This is a genomic window from Pseudomonas sp. Larv2_ips (genome assembly GCF_963879675.1).
GTDB lineage: Bacteria > Pseudomonadota > Gammaproteobacteria > Pseudomonadales > Pseudomonadaceae > Aquipseudomonas.
This window is the reverse complement of the sequence record NZ_CAWOAW010000023.1, coordinates 134,507-147,851: the sequence shown is the minus strand read 5'-3', so window position 1 is coordinate 147,851 and position 13,345 is coordinate 134,507. Positions and strand designations below refer to the sequence as shown.

Sequence of the window (13,345 nt, the reverse complement as noted above, 5' to 3'; positions counted from 1 at the left end):
GTTACCCACGGATTCAAGCCTGCGTTCGGCCAGCGTGGTTGACGGGGCCTGTCAGATCAAAATCAAAAGCAAGATCAAAAGCAGAGCACGGCGGCCTGAAAGCCGACCTGAGTGGTTGAAGCAAAAGCGGATCAAAAGCACAGCAACACACTTCTATCTGATGCACAGAGATCCAAATGTGGGAGCGGGCTTGCTCGCGAATGCGGTGGTTCAGTCAGCTCATTTATCACTGACACACCGCCTTCGCGAGCAAGCCCGCTCCCACAAGTTGACCGAGTTCAGCCGCCAGCACCGCACTGCTTTTGCTTTTCTGTGGGAGCTGGCTTGCCTGCGATGCAGACAACTCGGTCTATCAGGCACAACCAGTAGATGCCATCGCAGGCAAGCCAGCTCCCACTTTTGACCGAGTGCAAACGACACCCATCTATCTGATGCACAGAGATCCAAATGTGGGAGCGGGCTTGCTCGCGAATGCGGTGGTTCAGTCAACTCATGTGTCACTGACCCACCGCATTCGCGAGCAAGCCCGCTCCCACAAGTTGACCGAGTTCAGCCTCCACCACCGCACTGCTTTTGCTTTTCTGTGGGAGTTGGCTTGCCTGCGATGCAGACACCTCGGTCTATCAGGCACAGCCAGTTGATGCCATCGCAGGCAAGCCAGCTCCCACCTTTGACCGAGTGCAAACGACACCCATCTATCTGATTCACAGAAATCCAAATGTGGGAGCGGGCTTGCTCGCGAATGCGGTGGTTCAGTCAGCTCATTTATCACTGACACACCGCCTTCGCGAGCAAGCCCGCTCCCACAAGTTGACCGCGTTCAGATGCCACCACCGCACTGCTTTTGCTTTTCTGTGGGAGCTGGCTTGCCTGCGATGCAGACAACTCGGTCTATCAGTAACACCCAGTCGATGCCATCGCAGGCAAGCCAGCTCCCACTTTTGACCGAGTGCAAACGACACCCATCTATCTGATTCACAGAAATCCAAATGTGGGAGCGGGCTTGCTCGCGAATGCGGTGGGTCAGTCAGCTCATGTATCACTGGCAGACCGCCTTCGCGAGCAAGCCAGCTCCCACCTTTGACCGAGTGCAAACGACACCCATCTATCTGATTCACAGAAATCCAAATGTGGGAGCGGGCTTGCTCGCGAATGCGGTGGTTCAGTCAGCTCATTTATCACTGACACACCGCATTCGCGAGCAAGCCCGCTCCCACAAGTTGACCGAGTTCAGCCGCCAGCACCGCAGTGCTTGGCTTTTCTGTGGGAGCTGGCTTGCCTGCGATGCAGACACCTCGGTCTATCAGGCACAGCCAGTTGATGCCATCGCAGGCAAGCCAGCTCCCACATTTGATTGAGTTCAGCATCCAACATCAGGCCGGCTGTCAGGCCGCCTCGCTTGCGCTTTTGATCTAACCACTCAGGTCGGCTACCAGGCCGCCGTGCTCTGTTTTTGATCTTGATCTGCTTTTGACTTTGATCTTAGGCGCCCCGTTAAACCACGCTGGCCGAACGCAGGCTTGAATCCGTGGGTAACCCGGCAGGACGCCGGGTTAGCCGTGTTGGGCCATGGATGGCCCGTCACGGCGGCCCACGGATTCAAGCCGGAGTGAGGGCACACCGAGCCCAGGCGAGGTGCCGAGTGGTGGGGCAAGAGCCCTTTGGTTACTTTGGGGCTTTTCCAAAGTGACCCGCCGTAAGGGCGGAACCCAAACCCGCCATCACCCAAACAACGGATATGTACTCAATAACACCCCAAAAAAACATCACCGAAAAAACTCCCCCGGTGTCGCATCAAACTGCTGCCGAAACGCCGCAATAAACGCCGAAGTCGACTCATACCCACACCCCAGCGCCACATCCGTAACCCGCTCCCCCTGCTCAAGGGCAGGCAACGCACTCAGCAGCCGCAACCGCTGACGCCAAGCCCGAAACGTCAGCCCGGTATCACTCAAAAACAACCGACTCAACGTCTTCTCACTCACCCCCAGCCTGCGCGCCCAGTCCCCCAAGGTCGTCTGCTGCTCCGGATGCAGATTCAAACTGCGATAAACCTGACGCAACCGCGGGTCCAGGGGCAAGGGCAGCATCAAATCCACCTGCGGCGCAGCGGCCAACTGGTCGAGCACCACTTGGGCCAGGCGCCCATCCGGCCCGTCCTCGGCATATTCCACCGGCAACTCACTGAAACTGCGGATCAACTCGCGCAACAAACTGCTCACCGCCAACACCTGACAACGCTCGGCCGCCCAGGCGGTGACACTGCAATCGAGGTACAGGCTGCGCATTTCCGTGTGCGGCGAACTGAACACCCGGTGCGGCACGCCCGCCGGGATCCACACCGCGCGCTGGGGCGGGGCGACGAAGCGGCCGACGCTGGTCTGGATCTCCAACACCCCGCAAATCGCGTAGGACAACTGCACCCACGGGTGACTGTGCCGGCGGGTCAGCGCGCGATTGGGCAGCGACTCCGTGCGCCCATACACGGGCCGCGGCAGGCTGGAAAGCCCGGGCACACTGCGGCGGACGGTCTTGTCATGTCCTTTAGGCGGCATTTACTGGCTCATTGGCGTTAGTCGGTAACAAGCCGTTACGTTAGAGTCGCAGCGATGCTCTTGGCAACCCCTGGAAGATTTGCTTATGACCCGCCCGCGTTTTCTGCCTGACAACTTCACCCTGACCCTGATTGCCACGGTGATTCTCGCTTCCCTGCTGCCCGCCAGCGGCCAGACCGCCGTGGCCTTTGGCTGGGTGACCAACCTGGCGATCGCGCTGCTGTTTTTCCTGCACGGCGCCAAGCTGTCGCGCCAGGCCATCGTCGCCGGTGCCGGGCACTGGCGCCTGCACCTGCTGGTGTTCAGCCTGACCTTTGTGCTGTTCCCCTTGCTGGGCCTGGCGCTCAAGCCGGTGCTGTCGCCGCTGATCGGCAAAGACCTGTACATGGGCATGCTTTACCTGTGCGCCTTGCCGGCCACGGTGCAATCGGCGATTGCCTTTACGTCGCTTGCGCGCGGCAACATCCCGGCGGCGATCTGCAGTGCGGCGGCCTCCAGCCTGTTCGGCATTTTCCTCACGCCGCTGCTGGTGACGCTGCTGCTTAACGTGCACGGCGACGCGGGCTCTACCGTCGACGCGATCCTGAAAATCAGCGTGCAATTGCTGTTGCCGTTTATCGCCGGGCAAATCGCTCGTCGCTGGATCGGCGATTGGGTTGGCCGGAATAAATCCTGGCTGAAGTTCGTCGATCAGGGCTCGATCCTGCTGGTGGTTTACGGCGCGTTCAGCGAAGCGGTCAATGAAGGCATCTGGCACCAGATCCCAGTGTGGGAGTTGGGCGGCCTGGTGGTGGCGTGCTGTGTGTTGCTGGCCCTGGTACTGGTGGCGTCCACCGTGCTGGGCAAGGCCTTTGGCTTTAACCAGGAAGACCGCATCACCATCTTGTTCTGCGGCTCGAAGAAAAGCCTCGCCACTGGCGTGCCGATGGCGCAAGTGCTGTTCGCCGGCGCGACCATGGGCGTGTTGATCCTGCCGCTGATGCTGTTTCACCAGATCCAGTTGATGGTGTGTGCGGCGCTGGCGCAACGCTACGCCAAGCGGCCGGAAAGCATCCCCGAGATGATGGGGCAGGTGGATCCGTGATCTAGATCACACCCTTGGCCGAATCACCTCAAGTTAACGCCCGGCCAGACGACTCCTTTGGTGAGAGCCCAATAAGGAGTGTCGGCATGAGCGTTAAAGGTATTTCGGTGTTTGCAGGGCTGTTTTGCCTATGGGCCAGTACCTGTGGTGCGGCGCAGACTGTAGGGCAGGGCACTATCCAGTTCACCGGCGCAATCGTTGAGCCAGGGTGTGCGACAAATGCGCGCAGCGGTGCGGTGATGGAGTTGACCGGCTGCGCCCCTTCCAACCGCGGCAGCCGCTTCGAAGTGCGCAGTCTGGCGCCGGTGGCCAGCGTCGATGCGGCCCGGGTGAAGCTGGTTGCCGACAGTGGCGCCGGGCGTTATTACGACCAGCGCTACCTGCTGGTGGACAGCGCCGGCACGCCGATTGTGTCGGGCAACTATGTGATCACCATGACCTCGCCCTGAACCTCAGAGCGACGATGCGCGTCAACAGCGCGGCGAGAAACCTATAGAATGCTCGGCGGCGGCGCTGTTCTGCGTGGCCGTTGGATCACCGTCAGAGTACCTCGCCCGCCAATGAGCATTTCAGCCGCAACCCCCCAAGCCAACTGGCAACCGGTCATCGCCCTTGCTTTGGCCGCGTTTGTGTTCAATACCACCGAATTCGTCCCCGTCGGACTGCTCAGCGCCATCGGCGCCAGCTTCGACATGCCCATCGCCAGCGTCGGCCTGATGCTCACTATCTATGCCTGGATCGTGTCGCTGACGTCGCTGCCGGTGATGCTGCTCACACGTAACGTCGAACGGCGCAAGTTGCTGATCGTGTTGTTCGGCTTGTTTATCGCCAGCCATATTCTCTCCAGCGTTGCCACCAGCTTCGGCTTGCTGATGGTCAGCCGCATCGGCATCGCCTTGTCCCACGCGTTGTTCTGGTCGATCACCGCCTCCCTGGCCGTGCGCCTGGCGCCGCAGGGCAAGCAGGTGCAAGCCCTCGGCCTGTTGGCCACCGGCACGTCACTGGCGATGGTCCTGGGCATTCCGCTGGGCCGCCTGCTCGGCGAAGCCATGGGCTGGCGCACCACGTTTCTGGTGATCGCCGCCTTTGCCGCGGCCCTGGTGTTCTGGCTGGCGCGCACCTTGCCGCTGCTGCCGAGCCAGAACTCCGGCTCGTTGCGCAGCCTGCCGATGCTGTTCAAGCGCCCGGCATTGGTGGCGCTGTACGTGCTCACCGCCATGGTGGTGACGGCGCAATTCACCGCCTACAGCTACATCGAACCCTTCGTCGAAGGCGTTGCCGGCCTGTGCGGCAACGTGGTCACGCTGTTCCTGCTGGTGTTCGGCGGCGCGGGCATCATCGGCTCGCTGCTGTTCAGCCTGGTGCACCGTTTCAACCCGCACCTGTTCGTGGTCAGCGCGGTGTTCCTGCTCGCGGCATGCCTGGCGCTGATGCTGCCCTTGAGCGGCGCCGAGTCCTACCTCGTCGGCCTGAGTGTGTTCTGGGGCATGGCGATCATGGGCTTTGGCCTGGCCATGCAATCCAAAGTGCTGGTGCTGGCACCCGACGCCACCGACGTGGCCATGGCGATGTTCTCCGGCATCTACAACATTGGCATCGGCGGCGGCGCCCTGATGGGCAGTTGGGTTGGCAGCCACTTCGGCTTCGCCTGGATCGGCGCGGCGGGCGGGTTGCTCGCGGCAGTGGCACTGATCGGCTACTGCCTGGCGATTCACCGGTATGGGCAGGGCGTGGCGCGTAGCAGCTGACACGTTGGTCACTGATGACTTGAAACAATCAAGGGATTGAACCCGTGAGACACCTCGTCGTTTTAGGTTTTCTGTGTTTACTCAGTGGTTGCGTCACCAACCAACTGCATTTTGCTCCGTACTCCACCGAGGCGGAGCTCGCCGCGATAAGAGCGCGTGTGATCCAGGCTGATGTTGTGCACGTTTCCGGCGGGGAGCGGTGCACACGTTGCTCGGAGTCGAGCAAGGTTGTGTGGCATGCGGCCAATTACAACGTCGGGCTCTATGAAGGCTTCGCCAACGTGCCGGTCGATGACTGGAGCGAATTCACCCGGCAGTCGATAGGCGCGGTCCCGGGGTCGGCGCTGAAAACCGACGTTGAAATCGATCGAGTCTTTGTTAAAACCTTTAACTCACCAGACTATTACGCGTGTGAAGTCAGGCTTTCAGTGGACATCGGCGGCGCTCGTTACGCGGGCCGCGCGCGTCTCAAGCTCAAGCAATCGGGGCAGAGCCTGGTAGGCCAGAGCGCTGCCACGCTTGATTCCGAGGTGCTCGGCACGGTGAGTCTGGGATTGAAAGCGGCCTATATGGATGCCGTGGATCAGTATAAAACCGTGCATTGATCCGTCGACACGGCGGGTAGCGACCCGGTGGCTCTGGGACGCAGAAAGAAATGAAGGGTGGGTGAGACCACAGAAGACCACCGCAAGTTGCCCATACGCGTGGCGTGGAATAACACCCTGCTGTTGGAGAACATCATGGACGGCTGGCTGCCAGAGAAAGACCCTCGTTGACCCGTCAGGGCGCGGCCCTGGAAGCATTTTTTTGCTGAGCAGCCGACGGGCAAAACGCCGCACATTCGATAAAACCAGACAATCCTTACAGGGCGTTCTGACGCCCATTGCTACCGTCGCCCCGGGCCTGCCACATCCCGTGGTGACGGCGATTGCCACGACCTTGAACAACAGGGCGTAGCACTTGGAATGCAAGGGAGTCGATTGTGCAAAAACGTTTGACCGCAGAGTTTCTAGGTACCTTCTGGCTGACGTTCGGCGGCTGTGGCAGCGCCATCCTGGCGGCGGCCTTTCCGGAACTGGGCATTGGTTTTGTTGGCGTTTCGCTGGCGTTTGGTCTCACCGTGCTGACGATGGCCTACGCGGTGGGCGGTATCTCTGGCGGGCACTTCAACCCGGCGGTGACCATCGGTTTATGGGCGGGGCGCCGTGTTCGCAGCGTTGATGTGCTGCCCTACATTGCGGTGCAGGTGTTCGGCGCGATGCTTGCCGCTGCGGCCTTGTACGAAATTGCCAGCGGGCAGCCGGATTTTGCGGTCGGCGGGTTTGCCGCCAACGGTTACGGTGCGCTCAGCCCAGGCAAGTTCGATATGCTTGCCGCCTTGCTGGCCGAAGTGATCGCCACGTTTTTCTTCGTTCTGATCATCATGCGCGTGACGGCGGCGGGTGCGGCGGCGGGCTTTGCGCCCATCGCCATCGGCCTGGCGCTGACCTTGATTCACCTGGTCCTGATCCCCGTCACCAACACCTCGGTCAACCCGGCCCGCAGCACCGGCCCGGCGCTGTTTGCCGGCGGCGAATACCTGTCGCAGCTCTGGCTGTTCTGGCTGGCGCCGATTGTCGGCGCAATACTCGGTGCACTGACCGCTCGCGCGCTGGGTGAACGCGACTGAAGGGTGCTCGGTGTCGAAGAACTTTTTGGTCGGCGGCGGGCCTATCTATAACGCCGCCGTTTGCCCATTTTCTTCGGAGCCCATCGCCGATGTCACGTTCATTGCTCAAACCCGCACTCTTCACCGGTATTTGCACCCTGATGCTCAGCCTTTCAAGCCAAGCCGCCAGCTTTGATTGCGCCAAGGCCAAGGCCGCTGACGAAATTGCCATCTGCGCCAACCGCAGCCTGAATGACCAGGACGTCACGATGGCGTTGCTCTACGACCTGAACAAGCACTTCATGGCGATGGGCGGGCGCGGCTCATTGGTGGACGGGCAGGCGGACTGGCTCAAGCAGCGGCGCGCGTGTGGCGCGCGGCTGAGCTGCCTGAGTGATGCCTACACCCAACGGATTGGCATGTTGCGCGGGTTTATTGATGAGCGGGTGATGACGAAGGGGCCGTTTTGAATCACGTCGAACACACGGCCTTTGAATGATTGCCGTGGCGAGGGCGCAGGCTCTCTCGCCGCGGCAATCGGGCGTCCTGTTACAACGCCGTCAGCACCGCCTCCAACTTCTCCTGATCGCGCGCGAACTGCCGAATACCCTCGGCGAGTTTTTCCGTTGCCATCGCATCTTCATTCGACGCCCAGCGGAACTGCGCTTCGGTCAATTGCTGACGCACTTCACCTTCAGCGCCCGGCACCAATTTGCGCTCCAGCGTACCGTTGTCTTCATCGAGTTTGTGCAGCAAGTCGGGGCTGATGGTCAGGCGGTCACAACCTGCCAGTTGCTCGATCTGGCTGAGCGTGCGAAAGCTTGCGCCCATGACCACGGTCGGGATGGCGTTGGCCTTGTAGTAGTTGTAGATACGGGTGACCGATTGCACGCCCGGGTCTTCGGCGCCGGTGTAATCCAGGCCCGTGCTTTTGCGGTACCAGTCGTAGATGCGGCCTACGAATGGCGAGATCAAAAACACCCCGGCGTCAGCGCACGCCACGGCCTGGGCGAAGGAGAACAGCAGCGTGAGGTTGGTCTGGATGCCGGCTTTTTCCAGGCGTTCGGCAGTGCGGATGCCTTCCCAGGTGGACGCCAACTTGATCAGCACGCGCTCGCGGCCGATGCCGGCCTGGTCGTACAGGGCGATCAACTGGTTGGCCTTGGCCCACAGTGCGTCTTCGTCAAAGGACAACCGCGCGTCGACTTCAGTCGAGATGCGCCCGGGAATGACCTTGAGAATGCCCGCACCGACCGACACGGCGAAGTGATCGCAAGCCAGGCCGACGTCGCCCTTGGACAGGTTCACGGCAGTGCGCAGCAGCTCGGCGTATTCCGGGATGGCGGCGGCTTTAAGCAGTAACGACGGGTTGGTGGTGGCGTCGACCGGACGCAGGCGGCTGATGGCTTCCAGGTCGCCGGTGTCGCAGACCACGGTGGTGAATTGCTTGAGTTGTTCGAGCTTGGACGTCATGAGCGGCGGTCTCCAGGAAGTGGGATGTGGCGCAGCGCTGGGCGGCACGGGACACCCGTTGTACCACTTCCCGGGCGGCTTGTTTACCCGCGCGCCACGCCTTTACGCTTCTGGGAAGCCGACTTTCTGCGGCCAGCGGTTCTGGAAAACCTGCACATCCAGTTGTTTGAACAACCCTCCATGCGTAAACGGTTCGGCCGCCAGCCACGCCCGCACATGGGCTTCATCGTCAAAGTCCACCACCATCAGCGAACCCACGGGTTCGCCTTGGGCGCCGAGCAACGGCCCGGCAAACGCAATGCGGTCGGCAACCGTTGCCAGGTAGTCGCGATGGCTGGGCAGCAGCGCGGCGCGCTGCTCGGTCACGTTAGGTAGGTAGAGTGCATGGATGGCGAAAATCATGCGCGATGACCTGATCAGCAAAAGAGGAGAAGCCCTTTATGCGGCAACCCGTGGGGGTTGCCAAATGAAACTTTTCACGGCTGCCAGGTCTGCACATCCTGGGCATCCACCGCCTTGGGCAACAAGCCGGCCTTGAAGAAGGCATCGGCGATCTTCTGCTGCTCACCCAACTGTTCGACCGTGACCGGTTGCACCTCGTAACTGCGGTGCGCGTTGGCGGCTTCCACCGTGGCCACATCCAGGTTGCCCCACAGTGGGCCGAGTACTTTCGCCGCGTCCTGTGGGTTGGTTTTTACCCATTGACCGGCTTTTTCCAACTGCTCATACACACGCTTCAAGACCTCGGGATGCGCCTTGGCGTAAGGCGTGCCGGTCAGGTAATAGCGCTTGTAACTGGCAAGGCCTGCGCCGTCGGCCAGGGTGCGGGTCGGCAGTTGACGCTGCACGCTGGTGAGGAAGGGTTCCCAGGTGACCCAGGCGTCAACCTTGTTGTTCTCAAAGGCCGCGCGACCATCGGCCGGCGACAGATAGGCTGGCTCGATATCCGAGAACGCCAAGCCGGCTTTGGCCAGTGCGGCAATGAGCAAATAGTGAGTGCCGGCGGCCTTGGTCACCGCGATTTTCTTGCCTTTCAAATCTGCCAACTGCTGGATCGGCGAGTCCTTGCGCACCACGATGGCCTGGGCTGAAGGCGAGGGCGCTTCCTGAGCGAAGTAGGTGAGTTTGGCCTGGGCGGCCTGAGCGAAGATCGGCACGGTGTCGGCCACGTCGGCGCTGATGTCCACGTTGCCCACGTTCAATGCTTCGAGCAGCGGCAGACCGCTGGGGAATTCATGCCAGCTCACGTCGATGTGGTCGGCCTTGAGGGCTTTTTCAAGCGTGCCCTGGGTTTTCAGCAGGGTGATCAGGGTCGAGGATTTCTGGTAACCGATGCGCACGGTTTCCTGAGCCTCGGCGCTCACCGCAACGCAAAAGGCCAGCAGCCCGAGGACAACGGCGAGGGGACGACGAATAGACATGGCGCGCTCGATCTTCAGCGAAATAAGACCAAGCTTAAAGTTCTAAAAAGCATTCGATAAATACTCTTTCGGTCTGAGCTTAGGGCGCTTTTAACGCGTTCCGACGAATTGGGCATAACCATAGAATTATAGGGTTCTTTCATAATTAGCCGTCCTTAATATAATCGAGTTTGCTTGTCTGGCAGGCTTTATGGAGTCTTTTGGCATAAGCAGCTTCCTTCAACTCACCTATGCCAAGGCCGTCCATGACGTTGAAACAACTGATTCTCGCCGCCAGCCTGCTGTTTGCCGCAGCGGCAGCCCACGCCGAGCAGACCCTGGACATCAGCTACCAGCGCTCGTCGACGCTGTGGATCCTGCTCAAGCAAAATGGCCAGCTCGAACAGCGCCTCAAGCCCTTGGGTTTCACCGTCAACTGGCATGAATTCAGCACCGGCCTGCTCAGTTCCTTGAACGCCGGCAGCGTCGATTTGCACGCAGACGTGGCTGACGCCTTTGCGCTGTTCACCCAGGCTGCCGATGCGCCGCTGACGTATTACGCCCAGGAAAACTCATCGCCCGGCGCCCAGGCGATCATCGTCCAGGACGCATCCCCGATCCACAGCATCGCCGACCTCAAGGGCAAGACCGTGGCCGTGTCCAAGGGCTCTGGCAGCAACTTTCTGCTGATCTCGGCGCTGCACAAAGCCGGCCTGACGCTGGCCGATATCACCCCGCGTTACCTTGAGGCGCCCGACGGTGGCGCTGCATTTTCAAATGGCAGCGTGGATGCCTGGGTGATCTGGGACCCGTTCTTTGCCACCCAGCAGCTTGAACATCACGTGCGTGTGATCGCCGATGGCAACGACGGCCTGGCCAACTACAACCGCTTCTACCTGGCGACCACGCAATTTGCCAACGCGCACCCGGATGTGCTGCAAGTCACCTTCGATACCCTGCGCGAGACCGGCCAATGGGTCAAAGCCCATCCCAGGCAAGCCGCTGACATCCTCGGGCCGCTGTGGGGCAACATCCCACCGGCCACGGTGGAGCGCGCCAATAGCCGGCGCAGCTACGACATCATCCCGGTCAAGCCGCAAAACCTTGCCGAACAGCAACGCATCGCCGACACCTACTACGCCGCCAAGCTGATTCCCAAGCCGCTGAACGTCTCCGATATCACTGTGTGGACCCCCAAACCATGAGCCGCCAGATCCATTTGTCAGCCTTCCTCCTGAGTGGGCCGGTGGTGCACAGCCACGCCGTGTGGCGCCACCCCGAAACGCTCGGCAATTACCTCGACCCCGACTACTACTCGCGCATCGCCAAGGTGGTGGAGGAGGGCCTGTTCGACTTCCTGTTCTTCGCCGACCGCCTGGCCGTGGGCGACCAGATGGGCGGCTCGCGCGAGTTTGCCTTGCGCTACGGCGCCCAGGACGCCACGCGCCTGGACCCGTTGCCGATTCTCTCCTACCTGATAGGTCAGACCCGCAAGCTGGGCCTGGGCGCGACGCGCTCGACCACCTATTACGAACCGGCACACATCGCGCGCGAATTTGCCACCCTCGACCACCTGTCCAAGGGCCGCGCGGCGTGGAATATCGTCACGTCGATGAATGACAGCGAAGGGCGCCTGTTCGGCAAGGACAAGCATCTGGAACACGACCTGCGCTACGACCGCGCCGATGAGTTTGTCGAAGTCGCATTGAAGCTCTGGAACAGTTGGGGCAAGGACGCGCTCAAGCTGGACCGCGAACATGGCGTGCTCGCCGACCCGGCCTTGATCACGTCGGTGCAGCATCAGGGCGAGTGGTTCAAGGTCGAAGGCCCGCTGAATATCCCGCGCACGCCCCAGGGCCGTCCGGTATTGATTCAGGCCGGTTCGTCCGGGCGCGGACGGCGCTTTGGCGCGCGCTGGGCCGAGGCGATTTTCACCATTCACCCGCATTTGAACGCGATGCGCGCCTTTCGCGATGACGTGCGTGCCCAAGTGGTGCAGCAAGGGCGCGACGCCGACAGCTGCAAGGTGTTGACCGCGGTGATGCCATTTATTGGCGGCAGTGAGGCCGAAGCCCGTGCCAAGCGCGATCGGCACAACGCCCTGGCACGCCCTGAGCTGGGGCTGGTGACACTTGCTTCGCAGCTCAATGTGGACCTGTCGCCGTTCCCGCTGACGGCCACCCTGGCCGAGGTTGCCCGGTCGCCACTGATCCCTGCCGCTGCAGCGGAAAAGCTGTTGATGCAAGGGCCTGAAACCACCCTGGAACAACTCGGCCGCATTTTCGCCAGTAGCGTGCGCGTGCCGCAACTGGTGGGCACTGGCGCGCAGATCGCCGACCAGTTGGCGGAGCTGTTCGAGCAAGGCGGCTGCGACGGGTTTGTGATCTCACCGGGCTATCTGCCGGGTTCGTTCACTGAGTTTGTCGAGAGCGTGATTCCGCACTTGCAGCGCAAGGGGTTGTTTCGTACCGCCTATGCAGGCTCGACGCTGCGCGAGCACCTGGGGCTGGCTGATCTGGCGAACTGACACCGCTTCGATGTGGCGAGCGGCGCTGTCGTGCCGAGCGGGAGTGTGTTCAGTCACCGGTCGGCCAAGGTTCAGGCGCAATTGACGATTGATCGGTCGTAGCCTCGGCATCGGGATGATGCGTATCTGTTGGGGTTGCGGCGGGAGATATTGGGGTTGCTGGAGTTGGGCGGGCTGTCAGATCGAAGTCAAAAGCAAGATCAAAAGCAGACCACAGCGGCCTGGTAGCCGACCTGAGTGATAGAAGCAAAAAAGCACAGCAACACACTTCTATCTGATGCATAAAGATCCAAATGTGGGAGCGGGCTTGCTCGCGAAGGCGGTGGTTCAGTCAGCTCATGTGTCACTGGCAGGCCGCATTCGCGAGCAAGCCCGCTCCCACAATTTGACCGAGTTCAGCCGCCAGCACCGCATTGCTGTGCTTTTCTGTGGGAGCTGGCTTGCCTGCGATGCAGGCACCTCGGTCTATCAGACACAACCAGTTGATGCCATCGCAGGCAAGCCAGCTCCCACCTTTGACCGAGTACAAACGACAGCCATCTATCTGATTCACAGAAATCCAAATGTGGGAGCGGGCTTGCCCGCGAATGCGGTGGGTCAGTCAGCTCATGTGTCACTGGCAGACCGCCTTCGCGAGCAAGCCCGCTCCCACAATTTGACCGAGTTCAGCCGCCAGCACTGCACCGCTCTGCTTTTGCTTTTCTGTGGGAGCTGGCTTGCCTGCGATGCAGGCACCTCGGTCTATCAGGCACAACCAGTCGATGCCATCGCAGGCAAGCCAGCTCCCACATTTGATTGAGTTCAGCCTTCAAGATCAGGTCGGCTGTCAGGCCGCCTCGCGTCCGCTTTTGATCTAACCACTCAGGTCGGCTACTAGGCCGCCGTGCTCTGCTTTTGATCTTGATCTGCC

The 13,345-nt window shown here is 61.0% G+C and carries 14 protein-coding genes; 10 read left to right on the top strand and 4 right to left on the bottom strand.

The annotated features are described in order from the left end of the window. A partial coding sequence (locus AACV02_RS16705; protein ID WP_218568283.1) for a hypothetical protein occupies positions 1 to 403 on the top strand: 403 nt, incomplete at its 5' end. Between the two features lie 1,363 nt (positions 404 to 1,766). Here the strand turns inward: AACV02_RS16705 and AACV02_RS16700 are convergent. After that, the gene (locus tag AACV02_RS16700) at positions 1,767 to 2,555 is read right to left on the bottom strand and encodes an AraC family transcriptional regulator (protein WP_119735811.1); all 789 of its coding nucleotides are present in this window, start codon (positions 2,553 to 2,555) and stop codon (positions 1,767 to 1,769) included. Between the two features lie 85 nt (positions 2,556 to 2,640). Between AACV02_RS16700 and AACV02_RS16695 the strand changes: the two genes are divergently transcribed. The 6 genes from AACV02_RS16695 to AACV02_RS16670 all read left to right on the top strand — a co-directional run bounded on the left by AACV02_RS16695 (position 2,641) and on the right by AACV02_RS16670 (position 7,505). Continuing rightward, the gene (locus AACV02_RS16695) at positions 2,641 to 3,639 is read left to right on the top strand and encodes a bile acid:sodium symporter family protein (protein ID WP_106580641.1); all 999 of its coding nucleotides are present in this window, start codon (positions 2,641 to 2,643) and stop codon (positions 3,637 to 3,639) included. Positions 3,640 to 3,725: 86 nt separating this feature from the next. Then, positions 3,726 to 4,088 carry a type 1 fimbrial protein gene (locus AACV02_RS16690; protein ID WP_119735809.1) on the top strand — a complete coding sequence of 121 codons (363 nt, stop codon included), beginning with the start codon at positions 3,726 to 3,728 and terminating at the stop codon, positions 4,086 to 4,088. A gap of 111 nt (positions 4,089 to 4,199) precedes the next feature. Continuing rightward, positions 4,200 to 5,387, top strand: a complete 1,188-nt coding sequence (locus AACV02_RS16685) for a sugar transporter (protein WP_119735807.1) — start codon at positions 4,200 to 4,202, stop codon at positions 5,385 to 5,387. 44 nt (positions 5,388 to 5,431) lie between these two features. Further along, positions 5,432 to 5,992, top strand: a complete 561-nt coding sequence (locus AACV02_RS16680) for a hypothetical protein (protein ID WP_119735805.1) — start codon at positions 5,432 to 5,434, stop codon at positions 5,990 to 5,992. 377 nt (positions 5,993 to 6,369) lie between these two features. Beyond that, the gene (gene aqpZ / locus AACV02_RS16675; protein WP_106580645.1) at positions 6,370 to 7,056 is read left to right on the top strand and encodes an aquaporin Z; all 687 of its coding nucleotides are present in this window, start codon (positions 6,370 to 6,372) and stop codon (positions 7,054 to 7,056) included. An 89-nt stretch (positions 7,057 to 7,145) separates the two neighbouring features. Continuing rightward, on the top strand, positions 7,146 to 7,505 hold the full coding sequence (locus AACV02_RS16670; RefSeq protein WP_177413657.1) for a lysozyme inhibitor LprI family protein: 360 nt from the start codon (positions 7,146 to 7,148) through the stop codon (positions 7,503 to 7,505). 79 nt (positions 7,506 to 7,584) lie between these two features. Here AACV02_RS16670 and tal read toward each other — a convergent pair whose 3' ends face one another. From tal to AACV02_RS16655, 3 genes are all read right to left on the bottom strand, one after another. Then, the gene (gene tal / locus AACV02_RS16665; protein ID WP_119735803.1) at positions 7,585 to 8,508 is read right to left on the bottom strand and encodes a transaldolase; all 924 of its coding nucleotides are present in this window, start codon (positions 8,506 to 8,508) and stop codon (positions 7,585 to 7,587) included. Positions 8,509 to 8,610: 102 nt separating this feature from the next. Then, positions 8,611 to 8,910 (bottom strand): YciI family protein, encoded by a 300-nt coding sequence (locus AACV02_RS16660; protein WP_119735801.1) that lies wholly within the window; start codon positions 8,908 to 8,910, stop codon positions 8,611 to 8,613. A 74-nt stretch (positions 8,911 to 8,984) separates the two neighbouring features. Then, entirely contained in the window at positions 8,985 to 9,929 is a 945-nt protein-coding gene (locus AACV02_RS16655) for an aliphatic sulfonate ABC transporter substrate-binding protein (RefSeq protein ID WP_119735799.1), read from the bottom strand. A 245-nt stretch (positions 9,930 to 10,174) separates the two neighbouring features. On the opposite strand from AACV02_RS16655, the gene AACV02_RS16650 reads away from it, so the two are divergent. From AACV02_RS16650 to AACV02_RS16640, 3 genes are all read left to right on the top strand, one after another. Then, positions 10,175 to 11,113 carry an aliphatic sulfonate ABC transporter substrate-binding protein gene (locus AACV02_RS16650; RefSeq protein WP_119735796.1) on the top strand — a complete coding sequence of 313 codons (939 nt, stop codon included), beginning with the start codon at positions 10,175 to 10,177 and terminating at the stop codon, positions 11,111 to 11,113. Then, on the top strand, positions 11,110 to 12,435 hold the full coding sequence (locus tag AACV02_RS16645; protein WP_119735794.1) for an LLM class flavin-dependent oxidoreductase: 1,326 nt from the start codon (positions 11,110 to 11,112) through the stop codon (positions 12,433 to 12,435). Before AACV02_RS16650 ends, AACV02_RS16645 begins: the two co-directional genes overlap by 4 nt. Before the next feature lie 307 nt (positions 12,436 to 12,742). Continuing rightward, the gene (locus AACV02_RS16640; protein ID WP_157986798.1) at positions 12,743 to 13,234 is read left to right on the top strand and encodes a hypothetical protein; all 492 of its coding nucleotides are present in this window, start codon (positions 12,743 to 12,745) and stop codon (positions 13,232 to 13,234) included. Positions 13,235 to 13,345 lie beyond the last annotated feature (111 nt).

Excerpts from the sequence above, each read along its gene's own strand:
- AACV02_RS16695 (WP_106580641.1), top strand. The coding sequence starts at position 2,641 with ATGACCCGCCCGCGTTTTCTGCCTGACAACTTCACCCTGACCCTGATT.
- AACV02_RS16670 (WP_177413657.1), top strand. The coding sequence starts at position 7,146 with ATGTCACGTTCATTGCTCAAACCCGCACTCTTCACCGGTATTTGCACC.
- AACV02_RS16655 (WP_119735799.1), bottom strand. The coding sequence starts at position 9,929 with ATGTCTATTCGTCGTCCCCTCGCCGTTGTCCTCGGGCTGCTGGCCTTT.
- tal (WP_119735803.1), bottom strand. The coding sequence starts at position 8,508 with ATGACGTCCAAGCTCGAACAACTCAAGCAATTCACCACCGTGGTCTGC.
- AACV02_RS16650 (WP_119735796.1), top strand. The coding sequence starts at position 10,175 with ATGACGTTGAAACAACTGATTCTCGCCGCCAGCCTGCTGTTTGCCGCA.
- AACV02_RS16645 (WP_119735794.1), top strand. The coding sequence starts at position 11,110 with ATGAGCCGCCAGATCCATTTGTCAGCCTTCCTCCTGAGTGGGCCGGTG.
- AACV02_RS16660 (WP_119735801.1), bottom strand. The coding sequence starts at position 8,910 with ATGATTTTCGCCATCCATGCACTCTACCTACCTAACGTGACCGAGCAG.
- AACV02_RS16685 (WP_119735807.1), top strand. The coding sequence starts at position 4,200 with ATGAGCATTTCAGCCGCAACCCCCCAAGCCAACTGGCAACCGGTCATC.
- AACV02_RS16690 (WP_119735809.1), top strand. The coding sequence starts at position 3,726 with ATGAGCGTTAAAGGTATTTCGGTGTTTGCAGGGCTGTTTTGCCTATGG.
- AACV02_RS16700 (WP_119735811.1), bottom strand. The coding sequence starts at position 2,555 with ATGCCGCCTAAAGGACATGACAAGACCGTCCGCCGCAGTGTGCCCGGG.